This is a genomic window from Streptomyces sp. NPDC059010 (assembly GCF_042740355.1).
Taxonomy (GTDB): Bacteria; Actinomycetota; Actinomycetes; order Streptomycetales; family Streptomycetaceae; genus Streptomyces.
Window position 1 is genome coordinate 1 of record NZ_JBHYJA010000072.1, and the last position, 24,519, is coordinate 24,519.

Annotated in this window: 15 protein-coding genes and 2 pseudogenes; 11 read left to right on the forward strand and 6 right to left on the reverse strand. The window is 67.9% G+C overall.

The window, feature by feature from the left end:
• A partial coding sequence (locus tag ACFWYS_RS43990; RefSeq protein WP_384782191.1) for a hypothetical protein occupies nt 1–1,214 on the reverse strand: 1,214 nt, incomplete at its 3' end.
• A 436-nt stretch (nt 1,215–1,650) separates the two neighbouring features.
• Between ACFWYS_RS43990 and ACFWYS_RS43995 the strand changes: the two genes are divergently transcribed.
• Entirely contained in the window at nt 1,651–3,225 is a 1,575-nt protein-coding gene (locus ACFWYS_RS43995) for a sigma-70 family RNA polymerase sigma factor (RefSeq protein ID WP_384782193.1), read from the forward strand.
• Between the two features lie 27 nt (nt 3,226–3,252).
• Here the strand turns inward: ACFWYS_RS43995 and ACFWYS_RS44000 are convergent, their stop codons facing one another.
• The 4 genes from ACFWYS_RS44000 to ACFWYS_RS44015 form a co-directional block, all read right to left on the reverse strand.
• Nucleotides 3,253–3,996, reverse strand: a complete 744-nt coding sequence (locus ACFWYS_RS44000; RefSeq protein ID WP_384782195.1) for a CAP domain-containing protein — start codon at nt 3,994–3,996, stop codon at nt 3,253–3,255.
• A gap of 221 nt (nt 3,997–4,217) precedes the next feature.
• Nucleotides 4,218–6,506, reverse strand: coding sequence for a family 20 glycosylhydrolase (locus tag ACFWYS_RS44005; RefSeq protein ID WP_384782197.1), 2,289 nt, complete (start codon nt 6,504–6,506; stop codon nt 4,218–4,220).
• Nucleotides 6,507–6,595: 89 nt separating this feature from the next.
• Nucleotides 6,596–9,328, reverse strand: a complete 2,733-nt coding sequence (locus tag ACFWYS_RS44010) for a ricin-type beta-trefoil lectin domain protein (protein ID WP_384782199.1) — start codon at nt 9,326–9,328, stop codon at nt 6,596–6,598.
• Nucleotides 9,329–9,613: 285 nt separating this feature from the next.
• Nucleotides 9,614–10,780 carry an ROK family protein gene (locus ACFWYS_RS44015; RefSeq protein WP_384782201.1) on the reverse strand — a complete coding sequence of 389 codons (1,167 nt, stop codon included), beginning with the start codon at nt 10,778–10,780 and terminating at the stop codon, nt 9,614–9,616.
• Between the two features lie 259 nt (nt 10,781–11,039).
• Here ACFWYS_RS44015 and ACFWYS_RS44020 point away from each other — a divergent pair, with 259 nt between their 5' ends.
• The 8 genes and pseudogenes from ACFWYS_RS44020 to ACFWYS_RS44055 form a co-directional block, all read left to right on the forward strand.
• Nucleotides 11,040–11,669, forward strand: coding sequence for an EboA domain-containing protein (locus tag ACFWYS_RS44020; protein ID WP_384782203.1), 630 nt, complete (start codon nt 11,040–11,042; stop codon nt 11,667–11,669).
• Nucleotides 11,670–11,935: 266 nt separating this feature from the next.
• Nucleotides 11,936–13,363: a sugar ABC transporter ATP-binding protein gene (locus tag ACFWYS_RS44025; protein WP_384782234.1), complete on the forward strand. Its 1,428-nt coding sequence runs from the start codon at nt 11,936–11,938 to the stop codon at nt 13,361–13,363.
• Nucleotides 13,360–14,355, forward strand: a complete 996-nt coding sequence (locus ACFWYS_RS44030; RefSeq protein ID WP_384782205.1) for an ABC transporter permease — start codon at nt 13,360–13,362, stop codon at nt 14,353–14,355. Before ACFWYS_RS44025 ends, ACFWYS_RS44030 begins: the two co-directional genes overlap by 4 nt.
• Nucleotides 14,352–15,380, forward strand: coding sequence for an ABC transporter permease (locus ACFWYS_RS44035; protein WP_384782207.1), 1,029 nt, complete (start codon nt 14,352–14,354; stop codon nt 15,378–15,380). Before ACFWYS_RS44030 ends, ACFWYS_RS44035 begins: the two co-directional genes overlap by 4 nt.
• 33 nt (nt 15,381–15,413) lie before the next feature.
• Nucleotides 15,414–16,619: a substrate-binding domain-containing protein gene (locus tag ACFWYS_RS44040; RefSeq protein WP_384782209.1), complete on the forward strand. Its 1,206-nt coding sequence runs from the start codon at nt 15,414–15,416 to the stop codon at nt 16,617–16,619.
• The gene (locus ACFWYS_RS44045; protein ID WP_384782211.1) at nt 16,619–17,455 is read left to right on the forward strand and encodes a sugar phosphate isomerase/epimerase family protein; all 837 of its coding nucleotides are present in this window, start codon (nt 16,619–16,621) and stop codon (nt 17,453–17,455) included. Before ACFWYS_RS44040 ends, ACFWYS_RS44045 begins: the two co-directional genes overlap by 1 nt.
• Before the next feature lie 84 nt (nt 17,456–17,539).
• The gene (locus ACFWYS_RS44050) at nt 17,540–21,091 is read left to right on the forward strand and encodes a ThuA domain-containing protein (RefSeq protein ID WP_384782214.1); all 3,552 of its coding nucleotides are present in this window, start codon (nt 17,540–17,542) and stop codon (nt 21,089–21,091) included.
• A 247-nt stretch (nt 21,092–21,338) separates the two neighbouring features.
• Nucleotides 21,339–21,941, forward strand: a pseudogene (locus tag ACFWYS_RS44055) (PA14 domain-containing protein); the annotation flags it as partial.
• 855 nt (nt 21,942–22,796) lie between these two features.
• On the opposite strand, the gene ACFWYS_RS44060 reads toward ACFWYS_RS44055, so the two are convergent.
• On the reverse strand, nt 22,797–23,048 hold the full coding sequence (locus ACFWYS_RS44060; protein WP_384782216.1) for a hypothetical protein: 252 nt from the start codon (nt 23,046–23,048) through the stop codon (nt 22,797–22,799).
• Between ACFWYS_RS44060 and ACFWYS_RS44065 the strand changes: the two are divergent.
• Nucleotides 23,030–23,154 (forward strand): annotated as a pseudogene (locus ACFWYS_RS44065). The gene ACFWYS_RS44060 and the pseudogene ACFWYS_RS44065 overlap by 19 nt on opposite strands.
• Nucleotides 23,145–24,419 carry a family 16 glycoside hydrolase gene (locus ACFWYS_RS44070; protein ID WP_384782236.1) on the forward strand — a complete coding sequence of 425 codons (1,275 nt, stop codon included), beginning with the start codon at nt 23,145–23,147 and terminating at the stop codon, nt 24,417–24,419. Before ACFWYS_RS44065 ends, ACFWYS_RS44070 begins: the two are co-directional and overlap by 10 nt.
• Nucleotides 24,420–24,519 lie beyond the last annotated feature (100 nt).

A 24,519-nucleotide genomic window follows, 5' to 3' on the forward strand; every position in this document is an offset into this window, starting at 1 on the left:
CTGAAGTGCATCTTGAATTCCGCCTCATCGGCGATCCGCGCCTCCTCCTTCGTCGCGCGGTTCGCCAGCTTGTAGTGCTCCTTGTCCGGGCCGGCAGCGTCGAACATCATCCAGTGCTGCCGCTCGTCCCCCTTGTCGCAGGCGCTCAGGACATGCGCCTTGTCGCCGGACTCGGTGCTGCTGAGGCACTGCTTCGTGCCCTTCAGTTCCAACTGGAAGTAGCCGTCGGTGCTGATGGTGCGGCGCCACACGGTGTCGTCCCCGCACTCCTTCTGGGCAGCCGCCTTGCCGGCACCCCCGGATGCCAGGCACCGCCCCTTGGTTCCCACCAGCTGGGCGTCCACCGGCGGCGCCGGCTGGTTCTTGATGAGGTACGGGCTGTTGGCGATGTTCCCCTCGGGGTTCTCGGCGAGCGGGCTGCCCGGTGCGGGCCGCGGGTGGAAGTACGCGAACTCGTCCTTCGCGCAGTCCAGTACGGTCCCCGCCAGCAGGTCGTCGCAGCGCGGTGTCTGGTCGGCGCCGCGGCAGATGGGGTCGTTGCCCTGGTCGTCGGCGCCGTTGCAGTGGTTGAAGCCGAAGGCGTGGATCAGTTCATGGGTGAGGGCTTGCTCGCCCCAGCACCCGAACGTCACACCGGCCCATCCGCCGCCGAGGCCACCGGCATGGGCGCCACCGCCGAGTCCGCAGCCGTCCACACCTTCGGCGTCGACAAAGTAGACGGGCTTGTGCCGACCGAAATAGCCGGTGTCGTCCTTGAGCAAGTGCTCCTTGATCCAGTTGTCCGCATGTCCTCGAGCCTCGCCCAGGCTGAGCTTGTCCGGGAGGTCGGCGCCGATCGGGGTGACCTCGATCTGACAGTTGTCGTCCTGCACGAACCGCAGCCTGCGGCTGTCGCCCTGTCCGAAGCGTTGGGCACTCGCCTCGAAGGTCTGGTCGATGTTCCAGGCGATGCGCTTGACGGTGTCACGCATCTCCTCGAATCGGCTCTCGCCGTTGCGGTACACGTAGAAGACCTGGATCCAGCCCTTGTCCGGGCTGTCCTTCTTGTCGCAGGCCACGGGGGGAGTGACCGCCGCCGACAGCTTCCCCGCGGGTGCGGCCTTCGCCGTGCCGGTCCAGCCCGGCAGACCGATCAGGGTCCATGCCAGGGCCATCACCATGCCGAGGATTGCGGGGACGGTGAATCCCCACCTCAGTCTGTGTCGTGTGCTCACACTCGGTTCCTCTGCTCGCGGGACAGCGCGGCAGGGCGGCCCGGGGCCGGAGTGCAGGGGGTCGGGCAGGACCGTAACAACGATTCGAGGCGGACGTCCAACTGGACCGCCGTCCGCAGCGTAAAGGTAAAGCATCGGTAAAGCGCCGGGATGTGCCGAGTGGCTCTCACTTCTCCCACAACGAAGGCCAATACGGCACAGACGAGAGGAGCGGCGCCAGGACGTTCCCGTGGTCATGAGGACAGGGGGTCAGCGGGTGGCGGTGCCACAACCCCCAGTGCGGCGCCGCTACCCGCCCTGTACGTCACCACGTCACGTAATATCCGCCGGACGGACCGTGTAACGGTTCGATAACGCCGCGGGACGGTTTACTCATAGCCTGCTTCTCGCAGAGGAGATGCTTTCATCCCGTCCCCCGGCCCAGAGAATGACCGATATGCGCAACAGCACCCCCGGCGACGCCGCCGGAGCGGCAAGCAGCGACGCCGACCTGACCGTCCACATACGCAGCGGCGTGCCTGGCGACGCCCAGGCCGCAGCGGAGGAGCTCTACCGGCGACACCGCACTCCGGTGCTGGCCTACGCGCGCACCTGCACCCGGGACTCGCACACTGCGGAGGACCTGACCTCGGAGGCGTTCGCCCGGGCGCTGCGGGCCGTACAGGGCGGCAGCGGCCCTCAGGACGCCTGGCGCCCCTATCTCCTGACGACAGTCCGCCGGACCGCGGCCGCCTGGTGCCGGACAGCGCGTCGCACGGAACTCGCGCCCGACTTCGAGGCCTGGCTTTCCGAAGCACCGATGGCGGAGAGCGGCGAGGAGTGGCTGCTGCACCAGGAGGAGGGCAAGCGGGCGGTTCGCGCCTTTCGCAGTCTTCCCGAACGCTGGCGGACCGTCCTGTGGCACTCGGCGGTCGAGGGAGAGTCGCCGGAGCGGATCGCGCCCTTGCTCGGCCTCAGTGCGAGCGGCGTCGCCTCGCTCACGGCGCGTGCCCGAGAAGGGCTGCGGGAGGCGTATCTGGCGGAGTACGCCAGCGATCCGGATGCGACGGAGGAATGCCGCCATTACACGGGCCTGCTCGCCGCCTCGATCCGCCGCGCCGGGCGGCGCCGCCGCCATCAGGGCCTGGAGCGGCACCTCGCGGACTGCCCCCGTTGCCGCCACGCGAGTCTCGAACTGCGCGACCTGAACAAGACTTTGGGTGTCGTGCTCCCTGCCGGTGTCCTGCTGTGGGCGGGAGCCTCGTACGGGTCGAAGGCCGCCGGTGCCGGCGGAGCCGCGGCCGGCCTCCACAAGACCGCATCCGGTATGAGTACGGGCCTCAAGGCGGTCGGCATCGGCACTGTCGTGCTGGCCATCTCCGTCGGCGTCTACCTCCCCTTCAGGGACGGCGACGAGCCCCGAGAAGCCCCCGCTCCGAGGGCAGCCGCCCCCGCCCCCACCTCAACTCCCCCTCCGAAACCGAGTGAGTCCCCGTCATCGTCCCCTACCCGTAACCCGACGCCCTCGCCGAGCAGGCCCACTGCTTCGCCGCCCCCGTCCTGGTCGCCCGCCGCGACCGACCGGACCCAGCTACCGATCGTCTCCACCGGAAGGTGCATGGACATCGACCCGGTCGAGGGCGCCGAGCCTTACGAGGCCGCGTGTGACGGTAGCCGCACGCAACAGTGGGAGCTGCTCGTCGACCGCGCCGCACACGAGGTACGCCTTCGCAATTACGCGACCGGGATGTGCCTCGCCAACTCGGGTACTGAGGCGGACGGCGCCCCGGTCCGTCAGCAGCGCGCCGCCTGCACGTCGACGGAGCCCACCGCCCGCTGGACGTATCACGCGGGCGGGGACGGCAAGGTCGTTCTCGCACAGCTCGGATCCGGCCTGTACTACCTCGGTCTGGACGACTGGCACAACGCCGCACAGGGCAATCCCCACTCTCCAGCCATCGGTACGACAGCGAACTACTACAACACGCCTTCGCTGCGCTTCCGTTACGCGGGGGACGCCTTCAGCGGTTGACGACCGCCGTCCGGCTGGTGCTCCTCCTCACCAGCCGGTGGCGAAGACCTGCGTCCACCACGGCCCTCCGGATGCGTCGTCGTACATTCCCAGGCCCATTTCCCTGAAGTCGCAGTTGACGATGTTCGCGCGGTGACCTGGACTGTTCATCCACGAGCCCATCACGTCGGCAGGGGACCCCTGGCCTGCCGCGATGTTTTCGCCCACGCTCTGCCAGCTGTAGCCGGCCGCGGTGACGCGGTCGCCGGGGCCCTTCCCGTCCGGGTTGGTGTGGTCGAAGTAGTGGCGTGCCGCCATGTCTTCCGAGTGGCGCTGGGCCGCCGTCGTGAGCTTGCCGTTCAGGGCGAGCGGACCGCATCCCGCCTTGCCGCGTTCGGCGTTGACCACTTCGAGGACCTGCTCGGCGACGCCGGCGGGCGCGGCCGCAGCCGGGGGTGCCTGCTGCGGCGTCCGGGTGGGCGTGGGCTCCGGCTTCGGCTCGGCGGTGCCAGGTTTCGGACGGGATATTGCCTTCTTGCTGGGGCTCGGCTTGGAAGACGGGGAGGTGGTGGAGGGAGTGGGAGTGGTGGATCGCGAGGTCGCAGACGGCGAAGGGCTCTGCGGGGCAACGGCCTTCGCCGGAGCGGCCGACTCCACCGCGGCCAAGGGGCGGGGCTCGTCGGACTCCGGCGGGTCGCTCAGTACGACGGCGGTGCCGCCGGCGATCACGACCGCGGTCGCCGCGGCCACGACGAGGGAACGGCGGCGTTGTGCCGCTCGCTCGCGGCGCACCTCAGCACGCGTGTTGCTAGATGTGCCGACTGCCGGTTCGGCAGAGGTGAAGAGCCCCGCTGACGCGTGCGTGGTGCGGGAAGAACGACGTGGCATGTGGACTACTCCGAATGGGCAAGGGCTGCGTGCGACAGCGGTCGCACGCAGCCCAAGGGGCTGTCATTGCGAAAGAGTTCGGCCCCCGGTAGCCGTCCCGCCGCGTTATGCGGTCGTTACCTCCGTCAGGTGGGCAGGGTCCATTGCTGGTTCGCGCCGGTGTGGCAGGTGTAGAGGATGAGTTTGCTGTTGTTGGCGGTGGCTTCGGCGCTGACGTCGAGGCACTTGCCGGACGCGGTGTTGCGCAGGCGGCGGGTGTCGGTTTCGTAGGCCCACAGCTGGGTGCCGGAGGGCGTGCAGGGAGAGATGGTGACCGGGGTTCCGGCGGTCGTGGCGGCGGCGGTCATGCAGACACCGAGCGCTCGGACCGTGCCGTCGGCGGCCGGCGTCCAGGTTTGGTTGGCGTCGCCGTGGCAGTCCCAGATGGTGAGTTGGGTACCGGTGGAGGTCTGGGAGGCGGGGATGTCCAGGCAGCGGCCTGAGCCGACGCCTTTGATCTGGCCGCTCCGGGCGGGGGAGTACACCTCGAATTCGTAGAGCGAGTAGCCGTAGGTGGTGCCGCGCTGGGTTCCGTTCATGCGCACATAGCGGCCGGTGCCGGTGAGGCCGGTCAGGTCGTCCACGTCGCCGTCGCCCTCGGTGGTGCTGTGGCGAGTGGTCCAGGTGGAGCCGTCGGTGGAGGTCTGGATCTGGTAGGCCTTGCCGTAGGCGGCCTCCCAGCGGAGGACCACCCGGCTGATCGGGACGTTCGAGCCGAGGTCGACGGTGATCGAGCTTGGGTCGGTGTGGGCGCTGGACCAGCGGGTGGCCGGGTCTCCGTCGACGGCCTGGGCGGCGGGGAACGACGGTGTCTCGGTCGAGGAGGCCGTCACCGGGCGGTTGTACGCCAGGTTGCCCGGGATCGGCCGCACCCAGCCGGGGGAGCGGCCGATGGTGTCGGAGAGCTGGGTGAACTCGGAGTAGGTCGGCACAGGCTTCGGCGAGCCCCAGGTCTGCTGGGCGATGACCCGCAGGGTGTACTTGATGCCCGCGGCGATCTGGTCCTCGGTCTCGGCGCCCGGCGAGTCGGCCCATACGTGGACGTTGCTACCCAGGTTGCGGGCGGGCTGGTCGATGGTGCCGCCGGCCTGGAACAGGTTGGGATGCCATGTCTCGTAGCCCCACTTGTTGTCCGGCTTGCTGCCGCCCAGCACGTAGTAGGTGGGGTTCCAGGACTGGTTGGAGATGGTGTGGCCGCGGGCGAGTAGTTGCTGCGGCGTGAGTCCGTAGTCGTACCAGTACTCGACATGGATGCTGGCGGCCGGGTTGATCGTGCCATCATCGTGCCGGATGCCGTCGTTCCACATCCGCATGGTCTTGCCGCCGGCGCGGACGATGTCGTTCGCCCAGTTGATGAAGCCGTAGTAGACGTCCTTGGGCTTGGCGCTCGCGCCGTACTTTGCCTTGGCATAGGTGTGCAGCTGCGGGTAGTCGCTGTAGCTGTCGCCGAAGTGGCCGATGTACTCGTCCGCGCCGATGTGCCAGTACTTGCCGGGGAACAGCGGCAGGTACTCCTTGATCAGATCGCTGATCAGCGTGTAGGAGGCCTCCTTGGACAGGTCGATGAGGCTGTCGCGGACCACGCCGCCGCTGGATTTCAGCTTGAGTTCGGGCTTCGCCGCGAGGATGGCGTCCATGTGCCCAGGGAAGTCGATCTCGGGAACGATGGTGATGTGGTACTTCGCCGCCAAAGCCACCAGCTCCCGGATCTCCTGCTTGGTGTAGTGCTGCGCGGAGACGATCTCGGGGTGGGTGCTGGACTCCAGCCGGAAGCCGAAGTTGTCGGACAGGTGGAAGTGGAAGGTGTTGAGTTTGAGGTAGGCCAGCTCCTTGATGTGTTTGCGCAGCCAGCCGACGGTGAAGTACTTGCGGCCCTGGTCGACCATGAGTCCGCGTTCGGGCTTGGCCGGCGCGTCGGTGGCGGTGCCCGCGGCGATGGTCGGCGACTGGCGCAGGAGCTGGAGCACGGTCCGGGTGGCGTAGAACGCGCCGGTGTCCTTCGACGCCTTGATCTCGATGCTCGATCCGACCGTCATCGTGTATCCCTCGGCCGGTGTACTGCCGCCGAGGGAGAGCCGGATGTCCCCGGCCGCGGCCGTGCCGTGCACGACCGGGACGGTCCGGCCGGTCTGTGCGCGCAGGTCGTCGGCGAAGGTCGCGGCGTCGTCGTCGAGTTGGGCCGCGAAGGAGGGATCGACCACGATCCTGCTCGCGGCGGTGAAGGTGTACGAGCCGGAAGCGGGCATCCATTGACTCAGGGCGGGAATGGCCTGCTGGCCGGGTGCCCCGGCCGGGGCGGCCTGCGTCGGCGACGGTAGGAGAGTGAGAAGCGCGGCGCTCAGGAGCGCGGCGATCACACCGGCAAGGCGTCTCATGGAACTCCTTCGTGAGGATGCAACGGCCGGAATGGGGGGAGTTCGGTGTGGAACGGCATTCCCTCCGTCCCACACCGGGCGTGCTCACCTCAGCTGGGTACGGTCCATTGCTGGTTGGTGCCGGTGTGGCAGGTGTAGAGGATGAGCTTGCTGCCGTTGGCGCTGGCGCCCGCGTTGACATCGAGGCACTTGCCGGAGGCGGGATTGCGCAGACGCTGTGCGGTGGCTTCGTAGGTCCACTGCTGGGTGGAGGCGGCGGTGCAGGGGGAGAGGGTCACCGGGGCCAGGTCGGTGGGGGTGGCCGCGGTCATGCAGACGCCCAGGGCGCGGATCGTGCCGTCGGACGAGAGCTGCCAGGTCTGGTTGGGGCCGCCGTGGCAGTCCCAGATGACGAGCTGGGTACCGGTGGTGGTGCTGGCACCCGGGATGTCCACGCAGCGGCCGGAGCCGACTCCCTTGACCGGGCCGGTCGGTGTGCCGGTGCCGGGGGCGTCGCCGGTGGGCGCGGTTCCGTTGGGCAGTGTGGCGCCGGAGGCGACGACGGTGAAGGCCGCGCTGGTCGACTTGGTTCCGGTCTTGATGTGGAGCGTGCCCGAGCGTGCTGCCGGGTCGAAGAACCAGCCGGTGGTGGCGTCGTCGAAGGCTGCCTTAGTGGCGTGAGCGGTGAGGGTCGTGCCGTCGAGCTTCACCGTGGTCGGGGCGCTGCTGACTCGAAGGTCCAGCTGGTAGCCGCGGGAAACGGCCTTGCCGGTGTAACTGCCCTGGGAGGCACCGACGTTCATAATGATGTCGCCGGTTCCCTGGGTCGGCGCGGTGACGTCGACCTTCTGACGAGCGGACGCGCCGGTCCGGTGAGCGCGGGTCACCCCGTCGTCTTCGTAAAGGGTGAAGGAGGAGGAGCCGCGCGGGTGGATGTCGAAGGTGATCGGGGTGTGCGGCTTTTCGCCGCTGTGGTTCATCTGCGGCCACATCGGCACGATCGAACCAGCCTTCACCAGCAGCGGCAGGGTGTCGAGGGGCGCCTTGTAGTCGTCGATCCAGCCCGGTCCGGTCCAGGTCTTGCCGGTCCAGTAGTCGGTCCAGGTGCCTGCGGGCAGATAGATGTCGTCGCGGGTGGAGGTGTCGGAGGTGACGGGGGCGACGAGGAAGGCGTCGCCGGCCATGAACTGCTGGGAGGTGAGATTGCCCCGGGAGACGGCATCGCCGGGGAACTCCAGGGCCATGGGGCGGACGGTCGGCACCCCGGTCTGTGAGGCGTCTGCGGAGTGCGTGTAGAAGTAGGGGGTCAGCCGCATCTTCAGCTTCAGGTACTTGCGGTTGACCGACAGATAGGGCTCGCCGAACCTCCAGGGCTGCTTGTCCTGGTAGCCGGTCGACGGATTGGTCGCGCCCCAGCCGGACATGGTCATGAACGCCGGGGTGAACGCCTTCCACTGCAGATCGCGGGCGTACGTGGGGCCGGAGCCTCCGTAGATGCCGTCGACATCGCCCGTCGCGTAGTTGAAACCGGAGAAGGCCGCACCGGCGATGGCGGGCACGTGCCAGCGCATGTCGTTCCAGGTGCCGAACGTGTCGCCGGTCCAGACGACGGCGTTGCGGTGGGTGCCGGCCCAGCCGTCGACCGTCCAGACGAAGCGCCGGGCATCGGAGTTGTTCTCGATTCCGTTGACGGCTGCCTGGACCCCGTCGAAGGCGGGTTCGTATCCGCCGCCGACCCAGGCGACGTCGGTCTTCACGGCGCGGGATCCGGCGGTGCCGACCTCCCAGCCGATGTTGGACAGGCTCCGCTCGGTCCACAAGCCCGTCTGGAAGCCGAGCTTCTTCAACTCAGTGACGGTGTACGGCAGTTCTTCGTACTCGCAGCCGTAGCCGTCGTTGGGCAGGAACCAGCCGGACGGCGTGTCCTTGGCGCGGGCGTCGCGGGCGTAGGCGAGAACATCGGGGGTCTTGAGGTGTCCGGGCCGGTTCCGCGGTCCCTGCTCCGGGTCGGTGTTGTACGTGGACCAGCAGTCTGCGTTGCCGAGTTCGAGTCCCCAGATGGGGGCGAGGAACGGTTTGCCGGTGACGTCGGTGTAGTCGCCGAGGAGGTTCTTGGGTGTGTCCCCGACGAAGAAGTAGGCGTCGTACCGGCTTTCGTCGTGCCGGGTGGTGACGGGGGAGTGGAAGTTGTACTGGCCCGGCTTCCAGGTGTTGCGCATGACCGCATAGCCGTTGGTCGACATGTAGAACGGCGCGGGGCTGGCGTTGGTGTTCTCCTTCCACTGGTTGTCGACCTTGACCGGGACGGACATGCCGCGCAGCGCCCATTGACCGAGGCGGAGCCCGGTGCCGTAGAACTGCTCGTCGGCACCGCGTGACAGGCTCTGGGTGGCGCTGCTCGCGTCCCAGGTCAGGCCGGAGGTCTCGGACCAGATGAGCGTGTCGTTGTCCGCCTTGTAGAGGGCGAACCGCAGGGGTGACTTGTAGGCCCTCAGCGTGAGGGAGTTCGTCGAGATCCGGTAGTGGTCACCGGCATCGGCATACGTCGGGTTGACCGCGCCGAATTCGGTCTTCGTGGCGAGCTTGCTGCCGACGGGGTCCGTGAAGGTGCCGTCGGGGGCGAGCCACAACCGGAAGATGTCGGCGCGGGCGAAGTCGACCCGGACCTTGGCCGGGCCTGCGGTGATCGTGAAGGTGTCGCCCGCCTGGCTGAAGCCGGTGATGGAGCCGACGGTCGCGGCAGAGGCGGGCGCAGCCGTGCCCAGCACATGGGTCAGGCAAGCGATGAGGAGCAGGGCCAGGGGGGCACCGAGTCTGCGGTACCGGTGGCGGACTGGGGGCATGACGGTCCTCTCTGAGGAACGGTCCGGAGCCCCTGCCCGACAGCACGCGCACCGCGCCTCGACTCAGGTGGAGAACTCCGGACCAGTTGCGGCGGTGCAGGCATGCCAGCTCAGACGTGACGTGTACCCGTCACTTTGGAGAGTAAGAGCGTTTATGTCGACCGTCAAGCAAAAGTGTAAGAGAATGCGGCATAAGGGGGCCGGCTGTGCGGCGGCGTCAGCTTCTCAGTGCGACCGTCGACGCTGAAAGTACAGATGCCCCGTGGCTCGCTTCGCCGAGGTCACTTAGGCGAGCGTGCGGTCGATCGCGTCCGGGGCCAGGGCCTCGTCGATGACCATGACTGCGGCGCCGATGACGCCCACCTGTTCGCCCAGGCGGGAGACGCGGATCTGGAGGTTGGCGGTGGCCAGCGGGAGGGAACGGCTGTAGACACGCTCGCGGACACCTGCCAGCAGGTGCTCTCCGGCCTCGGCGAGCTCACCGCCGATGACGATGACGCTGGGGTTGAAGAAGCTCACCAGGGAGGCCAGCACGTCACCGACGTTCCGCCCCGCCTCACGCACGAGTGAGATGGCGGCGGGCTCGGCCGCCCGGACCTGGGCGATGACGTCCCAGGCGTTCCGTGCCTCGATCCCCGGTGCGCGCAGCCGGGCTGCGAGGGCGTTGCCTCCGGCGATGGCCTCGAGGCAGCCGGTGTTGCCGCAGGGGCACATCACGTCCGGGTCCGCGTCGGCCACCCGGACATGCCCGATGTCACCGGCGGCCCCCTGGGCCCCGCGGTGCAGCCGGTGCTCCGTGATGAGGCCCGAGCCGATGCCCGTGCCGATCTTGACGAAGATCATGTGCTCGACGTCGCGAATCGTCGACCAGTGCTCGCCCAGGGCCATGATGTTGACGTCGTTGTCGACCAGGACGGGGGCGCCGAGCCGCGAGCCCAGCCACCCCGCGACGTCGAAGTCGTCCCAGCCGGGCATGATCGGAGGGTTGATCGGGCGGCCGGTTTCGTGCGATACGGGGCCGGGGATGCCGACGCCCACCCCGCTGACCTCTTCGCGTGTGTGCCCGGTCTCTTCGAGCAGTTCGGTGAAGGCGTCGGCGAGCCAGCCGAGGACCGTCTCCGGCCCCTCGGTGATGGCGAGTTCAGTTCGCCGCTCGGCCAGGATGCCGGCGGCGAGGTTGGTGACGGCGGCGCGTGCGTGCAGGGCACCCAGGTCCGCGGCGAGCACGACACGGGCTTCCGGGTTGAATGCGTAGGAGACGGCGGGACGTCCGCCCGAGGACACGGCTTCGGCCTCGGGTACGACCCATCCCTGCTTGAGTAGCGCGTCCAGGCGCATCCCGACGGTGGAACGGGCCAGGCCGGTCAGCTTGACCAGGTCCGCGCGGGTGCGGGACCGGCCGTCGCGCAGGATCGTCAGCAGTTCGCCGGCGCCGGCCGTGTCTGTCGTCAACGTGATCTCCTCCGCTCGCGATCGATGATGTCACAGGCCCGAGGTTCGGATGTCTGACGGTCACTTCCGAGCGTGACCGAGGTGATGGACGCCCGCAGATCCGCGCAGGATCGGCGCAATTGTGCACGTCGGTGACGGAACTGTGTAACAAATCCGCAAAGCGGCGGGATGGATGGGCGAAGCCGGGCTCCGGACAGCAAACAGGTTCTGCAGGGCTGTCGACTGCGTTGTCGGTCGCTGGACCAATGGAGACGGACACATGGCTTCTGGACTCGTCACTCCCGAACAGCTCCGCACTCGGCTGGCCGGGCTGCTCTCCCCGGCGGCTCGGGTCTGGGTGGAAGACGCCTGCGCAGTGGTGTCGGAACAACCGGAATCGGTCATGACGCTCTCGGCGGGCGCCGGGCTGCGCTGCGGTTGTGCCGCGTTGGGCCCGGGCTTCGAGGATTGGACGGCGGACGAGGCGGCCCGGGCCCTGATGCTCTGTGCTCTGCCGCTCGACGGCCCGGAGCTGGCCGCGGCTGTCGACTCGGTGTACCACCTGGGGGACAGCTCCGAGCGACGCGCGGTGCTGCGCGCGCTACCCATGCTGGGCGTGGGGGAGCGGTCCGTGGGGCTGGTGCGGGATGCGCTGGGCACGAACGATCCGCGGCTGGTCGCCGCCGCGCTGGGGCCTGGTTCTGCCACGTACCTCGATCAGTCGTCCTGGCGCGACGGCGTGCTGAAATGCCTGTCCTTGGCGACGCCGCTGACCGCGGTGGGGGACCTGTCCCGGCGGACGGACGCCGAGTTGATCCGAATGCTCCGCGACTACGCGGCTGAGCGTGCGGCAGTGGGAGAAGCCGTGCCGGCCGATCTGAACGCCGTCATCGGCCGGTGGGAGGGCTGAACGGAGAACGCCTCCACCTTCTGTTGGCCCTCTGTGGCTACTTATGTCGATGAACTGTCGTTAGTCCGTTGACTTCGAACGGAAGTAAGTCCTAATGTGCGCGTCATGCTGATGAAACACCGCTCATCTTCGGATCTTCGGATGGGCATCATTGGAAACGGGTTCATGGAACGGGCGCACGCCCGAACGGTCCGGGAGATTGGGGCGCGGCGCACGGGGGCCGCCGCTTCCACTGAGTTCGGTGCCTGGCGGCTGCCGTGCTGAAGATGACGGGCATCGGCAAGAGCTTCCTCGGGGTGCGCGTTCTGAAGGGGATCGACCTCGAAGTCGAGGCGGGCGAGGTGCACGCCATCGTCGGGGAGAACGGCGCGGGCAAGTCCACGCTGATGAAGATCCTCGCTGGCGTGCACAGCCCCGACGAAGGACGGATCGAGATCAACGGTCAGGAGGTGTCCTTCGCGCATCCGCTGGCGGCACAGCGGGCCGGAGTGGCCATCATCTACCAGGAGTTCACGCTGCTGCCGGAGCGCACGGTCGCGGAGAACGTCTTCCTCGGCCGGGAGCCGGTGCGCCGGGGCCTGGTCGACCGAGCCGCGATGGATGAGGCCACGGCCGAACTTCTGGCCTCCCTGGGGGAGGAGTCGTTCGGGCCGCGTGACCTGGTCCGCCGGCTCTCGGTGGCGCAGCAGCAGGTCGTGGAGATCGTCAAAGCCCTGACGCTGGACGCCCGGATCGTGGTCATGGACGAGCCGACCGCGGCCCTGGCGGAGCACGAGGTGGAACTGCTTTACCGGCTCGTCCGCGAGTTGCGGCAGCGCGGCATCTCCGTGCTCTACATCTCGCACCGCCTGCGGGAGATCTTTGAACTGGCCGACCAGATCACCGTGTTGAAGGACGGAGCGAAGGTCACCACCGAGGCAGCCGCCTGGCTGAACACCAACCGGCTCGTGGAGCTGATGGTCGGCCGCGAACTGGGCGACTACTACCCGCCCCGCGCGACCGCCGCACCCGGACGCGTGTTGCTGTCGGTCCGCGGTGGTGGCAATGCACGGCTCGACGGGATCGACCTGGACCTGCGGGCCGGGGAGATCGTAGGGCTGGCCGGACTGCAGGGTTCCGGGCGCACCGAGCTGGTGAAGGCACTGTTCGGAGCCGAGCCGTTCACCCGCGGCGAGATGGACCCGCGGCGGACCAGGAGCGCACGCGACGGCATCGCGGCCGGAATCGGCCTGGTCACCGAGGACCGCAAGGCCGAGGGCCTCGCCCTGCACCAGTCCGTCAAGGACAACGCCCTGCTCGTCGCCCGTACCACCCGCGGCCGGTACAAGGGCGCGGTGCTGGACCTGCTCACCCGAGTGCGGCTGGCTCCACCCGACCCCGGCAAGGAGGTCCGCTACCTCTCGGGCGGCAACCAGCAGAAGGTCGTACTGGCGAAGTGGCTGACCGTCGCCCCGAAAGTGCTGCTCTTCGACGAGCCGACGCGCGGGGTGGACGTGGGGGCCAAGGCCGCCATCCACGAACTCGTCCGTGAACTCGCCGAGGATGGGATGGCCGTCCTCCTCATCTCCTCCGAACTCCCAGAACTCATCGGCATGAGCGACCGGATCGTCGTCCTGCGGGACGGCCGGATCGCCGGCCACCTGCCCGCGGGCTCCTCGGAGACAGCGGTCATGCAGCTGGCGGCGGCGTCATGAGCCAACCGACCAAGGCCCTGCGCCCGCCGGTACGGAACGCCACTGTGCGGAAGATCGCCGCGGACAGCCCGGCACGACCCGTCTTCATCGCGCTGGCGGTGGTCGCAGCCGTCGGCTGGATCCTCGTCAACGCCGACGGCGGCCAACTGTTCAGCCAGGACAGCCTGGTGGGGATCCAGCAGCGCTCCGCGGCGCTGGGCATCGTGGCGGTCGGACAGACCCTCGCGATCCTCGCCGGCTCGCTCGACCTGTCCGTCGCCTATCTCATCAGCCTCACCTCCCTGGTGGCGGCGGAGACCATGGCCGAGTACGGAGTCCTCGCCGGGATCGGCGCCGTGCTCGTGCTGAGCGCCCTGGTGGGCCTGGTCAACGGGCTGGTCATCACCAAGCTGAAAGTGCACGCGTTCATCGCGACCCTCGGCGTCGCCCTGATCATCCGGGGCATCCTCGACGACCGCTACGACGGCCCCGCCGGTAGCGTGCCCACCTCGTTCCAGCGGCTGGGCTACGACCGGATCGGACCGATCCCGGTATCGGCCCTGCTCTGGGCCGGCATCGCGATCGCGGCGATCCTCCTGCTGCGCCGGACCACACTCGGATTCCGGATCTACGCGGTAGGAGGCGACCCGGAAGTCGCCCGGCTGTCGGGGGTGCGTACTGACCGGATCATCGTGGCCACCCACGTGCTCTGCTCGCTGTGCGCCGGCGCCGCAGGGCTACTGCTGGCCGCCCGCCTCGGCGCGGGCGCCCCGACCGTCGGCACCGACGGCGGCTACGACCTGGAGTCCATCGCGGCCGTCGTGCTGGGCGGAACCGCCCTGGCGGGCGGACGCGGCGGCGTCGCCGGGACGGTCGGCGGGGTGCTCGTCCTGGCCGTGCTCGACAGCGTCTTCAACCAGCTCGAGGTGAACTCCTTCGCCAAGGACGTCGTGCGCGGCGTCGTGATCGTCGCCGCTCTGGCGGTCTACGCCCGAGGAAGGCGGTCGAAATGACACCACCCAGCTGGACCGTTCAACGGCAGACGGACGACCAGCCGCCCGCACAGCGCGAGGGCCGCCGTCGCCTCGGTGAGCTGAGGAGCGTCCTGCCCGCGCCAGGCAACCTGCCCGTCTTCGTCGTCCTCGCGATCCTGCTGATCGCCATCGCCGCCTCGAACTCGTACTTCCTGGAGGCTGAGGGATTCCTCGCCTTCGTCAAAAGGGCCGCGCCACTGGCGATCCTCGCGGCCGGGCAGTACTTCGTCATCGTCTCCGGTGAGTTCGACCTGTCGGTCGGCTCCTTGGTCACCGCCGAAGTGGTGATCGCCGCCCGGCTGATCGATGGAGACGCCTCCGCGACATGGCCCGTCCTCCTGCTGCTCCTGGCGCTCGGCGCCTTGGTGGGCCTGGTCAACGGTCTCATCACCACGCTGCTGAGAGTGTCTTCGTTCATCGCGACGCTCGGGATGATGCTGATCCTCTCCGGGGCGGTCTTCCTGTGGACCGACGGGGCACCGCGAGGCGCCCTGTCCGAAGAGTTCCGGCGGTTCGGGCGGGGCGATCTCGGCCCGGTGCCGTGGTCGGTGGTCATCTTGGCGGTCATCACCGTCGGCGTCGTGCTCTTGATGCGGGCCGGCTTCGGCCGCCGCCTCGTCGCCACAGGCGACAATCACCGTGCCGCCGCGCTGTCCGGCGTACGGATCCACCGGGTCAGGATCACGGCGTTCGCGCTGTCCGGGATGTCCGCCGCGATCTGCGCCATCCTGCTCGGTGGCTTCGCCGGCGTCTCCGCCCAGGTCGGCCAAGGGCTGGAGTTCCAGGCCATCACCGCGGTCGTGCTCGGCGGAGTCGTCCTCGGCGGCGGCCGCGGCTCGATCACAGCGGCCCTCGCCGGAGCCTTCACCCTCGAAGCCCTCTTCACGCTGCTCAATCTGCACGGCATCTCGGGAGCCCTCGAATACACCGTGCAGGGCGCCATCCTCATCGCCGCGGTCGCCCTGGGAGCCGTGCAGCTTCCGCGCCGCTCGCCCGCTTCCTGACTCACCGTCACCTGCAAGACCGGAAGGTAGATCATGAGAGTTCCACCCAGACCCCTCCTCATGGGCCTGGCCCTGACCGCGCTGTTGCCGCTGGCGGCCTGCTCCAGTGACAAGCCCAACGCGTCGGCGTCTTCCTCAGCCTCGGCCTCGTCCGGCGAGGAGAACAACACCGGCGCCCATTCGAAGTTCTTCAACCAGGCTGACTACGAGGCCCAGTTGGCGATGCGGTCGAAGACCCCGCAGGGTCCGCAGGGCAAGCCCTGGGAGCAGATGATCGACCCGGAGATGGTCGACACCGCCAAGTACAAGAAGGACGGCCCGTACAAGCTGTGCTTCTCCAACGCGGCCGTGAACAACCCCTGGCGGCAGGTGGGTTGGAAGACCATGCAGGCGGAGGCCGCTCTGCACAAGGAGATCGCGTCCTTCACCGCCCTTGACGCCGAGGGCAAGGACGACAAGCAGATCTCCGACATCGCCGAGCTGCAGGGCAAGGACTGCGACGCGCTGATCGTCTCTCCCAACACCACCGCGACGCTCACCCCGGCGGTTACCGGGGCCTGTCCGAAGGTGCCGGTCATCGTGTTCGACCGCGGCGTGGACACCGACTGCCCGGTGACCTTCATCAAGCCCATCGGCGGCTACGCCTTCGGCGCGGACGCGGCGGAGTTCCTGATCGACAAGGTCGAGCCCAAGGGCAAGATCCTCGCCCTGCGGATCCTGCCCGGTGTGGACGTACTGGAGACCCGCTGGTCGGCCGCCAAGGTGGCGTTGGACAAGTCCGACCTCGACGTCGTCGGAGTCGAGTTCACCGACGGAGACGCGGCCAAGACCAAGTCCATCGTCAGCGACTACATCCAGCGCGAAGGCAAGATCGACGGCATCTGGATGGACGCCGGCGCCACCGCGGTCGCCGCCGTCGAGGCGGTCGAGGACGCGGGCCTGCCCGTGCCGCCGATCAACGGTGAGGACCAGCAGGACTTCCTGCAGAAGTGGAAGGACTCGGACCTCACGGCGATCGCCCCGACGTACCCCACCTACCAGTGGCGCACGCCCGTCATCGCCGCTCTCAAGCTCCTCAAGGGTGAGCAGGTCCCCAAGGTCTGGAACCTGCCCCAGCCGAAGATCACCCAGGAGAACCTCTCCACCTATCTGAAGCCCGGGATGCCGCCCCTGCACTACGCCCTGTGCGGGTGCGAGGAGATGCCCGGCTACCCGAAGAAGTGGGGTGGCAAGGAGTAATGCGGCCCCTCGGCGTCAACACATGGGTCTGGACCTCGCCGCTGACCGACGAGTCCCTGCGTGAACTGGCGCCCCGGATCGCCCACTGGGGGTTCGACGTGATCGAACTCCCAGTGGAGCACCGGGGGGACTGGGACCCTCAGGAGACGGCCGTGCTGCTGAGCGGTCTTGGCCTGGCCGCCTCGGTCGTCCTGGTGATGCCACCGGGCCGGGAACTGGTCGCCTCCCCTGCCGTCGCCGAGACCCAGGACTATCTACGGCACTGCGTCGACGTCGCCGTGACGGTCGGAGCCCCGGCGGTCAGCGGACCGGCCTACGCCTCGGTCGGGCGCACCTGGCGGATGGACGCCGCCGAGCGCAAGGCCGTCTACGCCGAGCTGCGCGAGAACCTCAAGCCGGTCGTGGCCTACGCGGGCGAGCGCGGCGTACGGATCGGAGTCGAACCCCTCAACCGGTACGAGACCAGCGTCATCAACACCGTCGGGCAGGCCCTGGACGCCCTGCCCGAGGAGTGCGGGCTGCTGCTGGACACGTACCACCTGAACATCGAGGAGGCCGATCCCGTCGCGGCGGTCCGCGCGGCGGGCGGCCGGATCGCTCACCTTCAGGTGTGCGGGACCGACCGGGGCACCCCCGGCGCCGACCACTTCGACTGGACCGGCTTCGCCTCGGCCGTCGACGACAGCGGATATCAGGGCCCGCTCGTCATCGAATCCTTCACGGCTGACAACGCCACGATCGCGACGGCCGCCTCCGTCTGGCGCCCCCTCGCGCCGACACAGGATGCCCTGGCCACGGACGGCCTGGCATTCCTCCGCGCCTTGACGCGGACCTAGTGCAGCTCGCAGTCGCCGAGCTGGCTGCCTCGGCCCGGTGGGCCCGGTCCGAGGCGGCGGATCCCTTCCCGAAAGGTAACCCGTATGCGCAGATCAGTATTGATCCGTGCACTATCGGTCGCCCTCGCGGCCATGCTGTCCCTCCTGATGCTCCAGGCATATCCCGCCTCCGCACACGACGACGTCCGGGTGCTGCTGTTCACCAAGACCGCCGCCGGCGCGTACCGGCACGACTCGATCCCTGCCGGGATCAAGATGGTCGAGGACCTGGCCGCGGCAGACGGCTTCAAGGTCGTCAAGAGCGAGGACTCGGCGATCTTCAACGCGACGGACCTGGCGGGCTTCGACGCCATCATCATGCTCCAGAACTCCGGCATGGTCTGGGACACCGAGGCCCAGCGCACAGCCATGCAGAACTATGTGCGCAGCGGCAAGGGCGTCGTCGCCATCCACAACACCACCGACATGAACGTCGAGAGTCAGTTCCCGTGGTGGGACCAACTCCTCATGGGCGGCGCTCACATGACCGCGCACTCGGCGACCCTCAAGGGCACGGCGAAGGTCGCCGACCAGGTGCATCCCTCCACCAAGGGCCTGCCGGACCGGTGGGAGCGCACCGAGGAGTGGTACAACTTCGACCGCAACTTCCGCGGCGACGCGCACGTGCTGGTCTCCGCCGACGAGACGACGTACGACGCGGGACCGTCCAAGATGGGCCACGACCATCCGATCTCCTGGTGCCGTCAGGCCGAGGGCGGCAAGGTCTGGGCCACCGCGATGGGGCACACGGCGTCGACGTACTCGGAAGAGAACTTCAAGAAGCACGTGCTCGGCGGCATCGAGTGGGCCTCCGGTGCCGAGCCCGGAGACTGCGGCGGCACCGTGGCCGACCGCTTCCAGAAGGTCACCATCGACAGCCAGCCGGCCCAGCCGATGGCACTGGACGTCGCCGCGGACGGCACCGTCTTCTATGTCGAGCGGCTCGGCAAGGTCAAGATGATCAAGACGGTGGACGGGGTCAGCAAGACCACCACGGTGGCCACGCTGAACGTCTACACCGGCGGTGAGGACGGGGTGCTCGGCATCGCCGCCGACCCGGGCTTCGCCACCAACAAGCGCGTCTACATCAACTACTCACCCGCCGGCAGCTCCGAGATCGTCCGGGTCTCGCGGTTCACGCTCAACGCGGCCGGGACCGAGCTGGACATGGCCAGCAAGAAGGACATCATCGAGATCCCGGCCTGGCGCAACCCCGAGCCCGGACACAGCGGCGGGAACATCGAGTTCGGCCCCGGCGGCAACCTCTACATAGGCGTCGGCGACGACGTCAAGCCCTCGGAGTCCGGCGGGTACACCCCCATCGACGAGCGGGCGGGCCGCGAGCGGTTCGACGCCCAGGGGACCTCCGCCAACACCAACGACCTGCGCGGCAAGATCCTGCGGATCCACCCCGAGGAGAACGGCGGTTACACGATCCCGGAGGGGAACATGTTCCCGCCCGGCACCGCAAAGACCAAGCCGGAGATCTACGTGATGGGCTGGCGCAACCCGTTCCGGTTCAACGTGGACCCGGTGAACGGCTGGATCTCCGCCGCGGACTACGGGCCCGACGCCGGCAGCGCCAACCCCAACCGCGGGCCCGAGGGCATTGTCGAGTGGAGCCTGGTCAAGGGCCCCGGCAACTACGGCTGGCCGTACTGCATCGGCGACAACACCCCCTTCAACGACTACAACTTCGCCACCAACACCTCGGGCGCGAAGTTCAACTGCGCCGCCCCGGTCAACGAATCGCCCAACAACACCGGCCTGACGAACCTGCCGGCGGCCAAGCCCGCGACCGTCTGGTACGACTACCACGCCGGCTCGCCCTATCCGGAGATGGGCACCAGCGGCGGCGCCGCCCCCATGGGCGGACCCTTCTACCACTACGACGCCGCGAGCACCTCCGACCGCAAGTTCCCCCAGTACTACGACAAGACACCGTTCTTCTTCGAGTGGAGCCGCGACTACATCCGCGAGATGCGGCTGGACGGCAGCGGCGACCTCCTGAAGATCAACAACTTCGTGCCCGGCCTCAACCTCAAGTCGCCCATGGACATGGACTTCGGTCCCGACGGAGCGCTGTACTACCTGGATTGGGGCAAGGGCTGGTTCGAGGACCACTCCGACGACGGCGTCTACCGGGTCGACTACATCACCGGCGGCAACCGGGCCCCGCTGGCGAAGGCCAAGGCCACCCCTGACTCCGGGCAGTCACCCCTGCAGGTCGAGTTCTCCTCGGCCGGATCCTCCGACCCGGACGGCGACGCCCTGACCCACGCGTGGGACTTCGACGGGAACGGCACCACCGATTCCACCGACGCCAACCCGACGCACACGTACTCGGCCAACGGCAAGTACACCGCACGGCTCACGGTGAAGGACCCGGGCGGAAAGACCGGCTCGGCGACCGTCGAGGTCGCCGTCGGCAACACGCGACCGGTCGTCACCTTCGAGGATCCGCCCAACGGCGGGTTCCTCGCGGCGAACAACACGGTCCACTACAAGGTGAAGGTCACCGATCCCGAGGACGGCACCGCGATCGACTGCTCCAAGGTGTCCGTGCTCTACGCGATCGGCCATGACGAGCACAGCCACGACGTGGCCACGAAGAATGGCTGCACCGGCTCGTTCCCCACCAACAGCGGGGGGCATGACGACACCGCCAAGTTCTTCCACGTCCTGACAGCGAAGTACACCGACAAGGGGGGCCTTGAAGGCTCGGCGAGCGTCATGCTCCACCCGATGCACAAGCAGGCCGAGCACTTCAGCGACTCCTCCGGGATCCGCATCGTCGAACAGAGCGGGGCGGAGAACGGCAAGCGCATCGGCGACATCTCCAACAACGACTGGGTCGCTTTCAAGCCGCTCAGTCTCAAGAACATCACCTCCGTGTCGTTCCGGGTGGCCTCGCCCGCGGACAGCGGCGGCTCGATCGAACTGCACACCGGATCGGCCACCGGCCCGCTGGTGGCCAGCCAGAAGATCCCGAGCACCGGAGGATGGAACAACTACGTCTCCCTGCCGGCCGTTCCGGTGAACGCCTCCGGTGACACGGACACCCTGTACGCGGTGTTCAAGTCACCGGTCGCCGGGCCCTTCGACCTCGACTCGATCACCTTCCACGGTCCCGGAGTCGGGACGCCGGGAAGTGATGGAGGCATCGAGCCGGGACACCACTACAGCCTGACGTCCGTGCACAGCAACCAGCTCGCCAACGTCGCCGGTTTCAGCAAGGACGACCTGGCGAAGGTCATCCAGTGGCCGAGCACCGGCAGTGACAACGAGAAGTGGCTGGTCACCTCGGCGGGCAACGGGGCCTACACCCTGACCGCCAAGCACAGCGACAAGTGCATGGACGTCCAGGGTGCGAGCAAGGACGACAAGGCAAAGATCGTCCAGTACGCCTGCCGCGGCGGCGCGAGCAACCAGCAGTGGCGGCTGGAGTCCGCGGGCTCGGGCGCCTGGAAGATCGTGTCGGTGAACAGCGGCAAGTGCCTGGACGTGCCCGCCTTCGCCAGGGACGGGGTCCAGCTCGAGCAGTACACCTGCAACAACGGCACCAACCAGCAGTGGAGACTCACCAAGGTGGACTGAGCAGGTGACCGGGGTGCCCGGCACCACCGGGCACCCGGTCGTGTCCCCTGCGTACACAGATCCCCCGCGGTCGCTCCTCCCCTGAGAGAACGTCTGGCTTCCCCCCGCTGCCATGGACGTTCCACCGGGGCGGCCGCGGGGTCAACTCCCCGTGCGGCGGTGCAGAGGCCGGTGGTCGTCCTCGTCGTATCCGAGAGCGAATTGCGGCCGCCGCCGGCGGAACCACTCAACCGAAAGGAAAACGCTGATGCTGCTCAGACGACATCGAGACCCCAGGGGCAGGGTGACATGGCCACCCGTCCTCCGTGGACGCCCTGGAGCGATATCGAAAGCGGCCAGGCCGCTGTCGCCCGCAACTGTCCGACGACGTACGCCCATCGTGGCCCTCAGCCTGTTCGCCGTCGCGCTGTCAAGCTTCGTCTCGCCGGCGCGTGCTGCCGAGGACCTGCCGGAACAGACACCCGGTGTCACTCTGCGGACGTATGACGTCGGCGTTGAGCTGTCCGGGCTGTGCACGCTGAAGCCGGGGCAGACACCGAACGTCGACAAGCTGATGTCCACCGTCGACTGGACGTCCGACGCCGACTTCGGACTGCCCGACAAGTTCGTCACCCAGGTCATCGCCAACATCAACATCACCACGGCGGGATCCCACACGTTCCGGCTCACCAGCGACGACGGTGCTCGGCTGACCATCGACGACAAGATGGTCATCGAGAACGACGGCCGCCACGCCCCGACATCGAAGGACGGCTCGATCGACCTCACCCGCGGCCACCACTCCCTGCGCATTGACCACTTCGACCACTTGTCGGAACAGCGGCTCAAGCTGGAGTGGCGGAAGCCGGGATCATCGCAGTTCGAGCTCGTGCCGCAGTCGGTTCTGAGTACCGACAAGGACGTGGTGCGCGTGACCGCACCAGGCCGCAAGGAATGCGTCGGTGGGAGCGATGAACCCGGCGACGGTATGCCGCTGAATGCGGTGCACCCTGACTACAAGCTCACCAATCTGCGACCCTCGGGGTTCGAGCCGCAGGTCGGCGGGATGGACTGGCTGCCGGACGGCCGACTCGCCATCACCACATGGGGCGGCTCGGAGAAGAAGCTCGGCGAGGTCTACCTCCTGGATCACGTCACCGGCACCACATCGCCGGATCGGGTGACGACGAAGAAGATAGCCTCCGGCTTGCAGGAGCCCATGGGCATCAAGTACGTGGACGGCAAGCTCTACGTGTCGGAGAAGTCCCGTCTGGTGGAGCTGAACGACACCAACGGCGACGACGTCGCCGACAACCTTCGGACCGTGGCCACTTGGCCGTACGGTGGGAACTTCCACGAGTTCGCGTTCGGGCTGCTGTACAAGGACGGGCACTTCTATCTCAACACGTCCGTGTCCATCAACTTTGGCGGCGCCACTACCGACCCGCAGCCGGCGAAGAACCGGGGCACCACCATCAAGGTGAACAAAGAGACCGGCAACGTGGAATACCTCGCAGGCGGTCTGCGCACCCCCAACGGAATCGGCTGGGGCCCGGAGGACGGGATCTTCGCTACCGACAACCAGGGAGGCTGGCTGCCCGCGTCGAAGCTGGTGCACATCAAGCCGGGACGGTTCTTCAACCACTACACCAATCCTGCAGGCCCGTTCGACGACAAGCCGGTGACACAGCCGGTGCTGTGGCTGCCGCAGAACGAGATCGGGAACTCACCGAGCAACCCGATCCACCTGAAGGAAGGCCCGTTCGCCGGGCAGATGCTGATCGGTGACGTGACCTACGGCGGCATCCAGCGGGCGTTCCTGGAGAAGGTCAACGGTGAGTACCAGGGCGCAGTGTTCCGTTTCACGCAGGGGCTTGAGGCCGGCATCAACCGGATCAGCGTCGGACCGGACGGTGCCATCTACGCGGGCGGCATAGGCGCCGGCGGCAACTGGGGCCAGGCGGGCAAGCTCAACCACGGTCTGCAGAAGCTGACGCCCGGTGAGGGCAACGCCTTCGACATCAAGGCGATGCGCGCGGTGGACGGCGGGTTCGAGTTCGAGTACACCCAACCGTTGTCCGCCGAGACCGCGAATGCGCTGAAGGACAAGTACAAGGTGAAGCAGTGGCGGTACGAGCCGACTGCGGCCTACGGGGGGCCGAAGGTCGACGAAAAGTCGCTTTCGGTCGATTCTGCGACGCTGTCCGCAGATCGTAAGAAGGTGACAGTCAAGATCGCGGATCTCAAGCCGGGACACGTCGTGCACGTTCGTTCGCCGCGTCCGTTCAGCTCCGAGTCCGGGAAGTCGCTGTGGAACACCGAAGCCTGGTACACGCTCAACGCGACCCCGAACGGCTCAGGGGCGGATCTCAGGTACGAAGCTGAGAGCGCGCAACTCAGCGGTGGCGCGACGGAGATGCGGGACCACCAGGGCTACACGGGCAGCGGCTTCGTGGCCGGCTACGGGACCGCGGGGGCCAGCACGCAGTTCAGCGTGAATGCCGAGTCGGCCGGCACATACAACGTCGGTCTGCGCTACTCGAACGGTCCGCACCCTTTCACCGGGACCAAGACGATAAGCGTCTACGTGAACGGCACCAAGGCGAAGCAGGTACGGCTCGCCGACACCGGTTCCTGGGATAACTGGGCCACACAGGTGGAAGCGCTCGACCTCAAGCAAGGTGCGAACACCATCACCTACAAGAGGGACGGCGACGACAGCGGTCACGTCAATCTCGATCACCTCACCGTGACCAAGGCGAAGCGGATCGACTTGTTCAACGGCAATAATCTGAACGAATGGGAGAAGGCAAGTGGTGGCGCGGCGACATGGCCGATCGCCAACGGCTCCATGGAGTCCAAGGGCGGGGACATCCGCACCAAGCAGAAGTTCGGCGATTTCAAGTTGCACGCCGAGTGGCTGGAGCCGAACTACCCGTCGGACGTGACCGGACAGCGGCGCGGTAACAGCGGCGTGTACCTCCAGGACCGCTACGAGCTTCAGGTATTGGACTCCTACGGTGACACCACGTTGGCGTCCGACGAGGCTGGTGCCATCTATTCGAAGCGCGCGGCGGACCGCAACATGGCTGCTGCCCCGGGCACATGGCAGACGTACGACATCACGTTCCGTGCGGCGCGTTACAACAGTGACGGCAAGAAGGTCGACGACGCGCGGGTGACCGTGAAGTGGAACGGTGAAGTGGTCCACAAGGACGTAGCCATCGACGGGGTCACCGGCGGCGGCATCGAGGAAGGGCCATCGCCTGCCTCGATCCGCCTGCAGGATCACGGTGACCCGGGCGAGCACGCCCGCTTCCGCAACATCTGGATTGAGCCCATAGCCTGATCCACCGAGGGCCGGGGGGGGGGTGTAACCGACACCCGCCCCCCGCGGGGCCCGCCCCGGGGCGGGCGGACCCGCACGCCGCGCGCAGCCCGGTGTACCA

Bases quoted from the DNA above. Each gene is read 5' to 3' on its own strand.
- ACFWYS_RS43995 (WP_384782193.1), top strand. From the start codon at position 1,651: ATGCGCAACAGCACCCCCGGCGACGCCGCCGGAGCGGCAAGCAGCGAC.
- ACFWYS_RS44025 (WP_384782234.1), top strand. From the start codon at position 11,936: ATGACGGGCATCGGCAAGAGCTTCCTCGGGGTGCGCGTTCTGAAGGGG.
- ACFWYS_RS44020 (WP_384782203.1), top strand. From the start codon at position 11,040: ATGGCTTCTGGACTCGTCACTCCCGAACAGCTCCGCACTCGGCTGGCC.
- ACFWYS_RS44030 (WP_384782205.1), top strand. From the start codon at position 13,360: ATGAGCCAACCGACCAAGGCCCTGCGCCCGCCGGTACGGAACGCCACT.
- ACFWYS_RS44005 (WP_384782197.1), bottom strand. From the start codon at position 6,506: ATGAGACGCCTTGCCGGTGTGATCGCCGCGCTCCTGAGCGCCGCGCTT.
- ACFWYS_RS44040 (WP_384782209.1), top strand. From the start codon at position 15,414: ATGAGAGTTCCACCCAGACCCCTCCTCATGGGCCTGGCCCTGACCGCG.
- ACFWYS_RS44050 (WP_384782214.1), top strand. From the start codon at position 17,540: ATGCGCAGATCAGTATTGATCCGTGCACTATCGGTCGCCCTCGCGGCC.
- ACFWYS_RS44045 (WP_384782211.1), top strand. From the start codon at position 16,619: ATGCGGCCCCTCGGCGTCAACACATGGGTCTGGACCTCGCCGCTGACC.
- ACFWYS_RS44010 (WP_384782199.1), bottom strand. From the start codon at position 9,328: ATGCCCCCAGTCCGCCACCGGTACCGCAGACTCGGTGCCCCCCTGGCC.
- ACFWYS_RS44035 (WP_384782207.1), top strand. From the start codon at position 14,352: ATGACACCACCCAGCTGGACCGTTCAACGGCAGACGGACGACCAGCCG.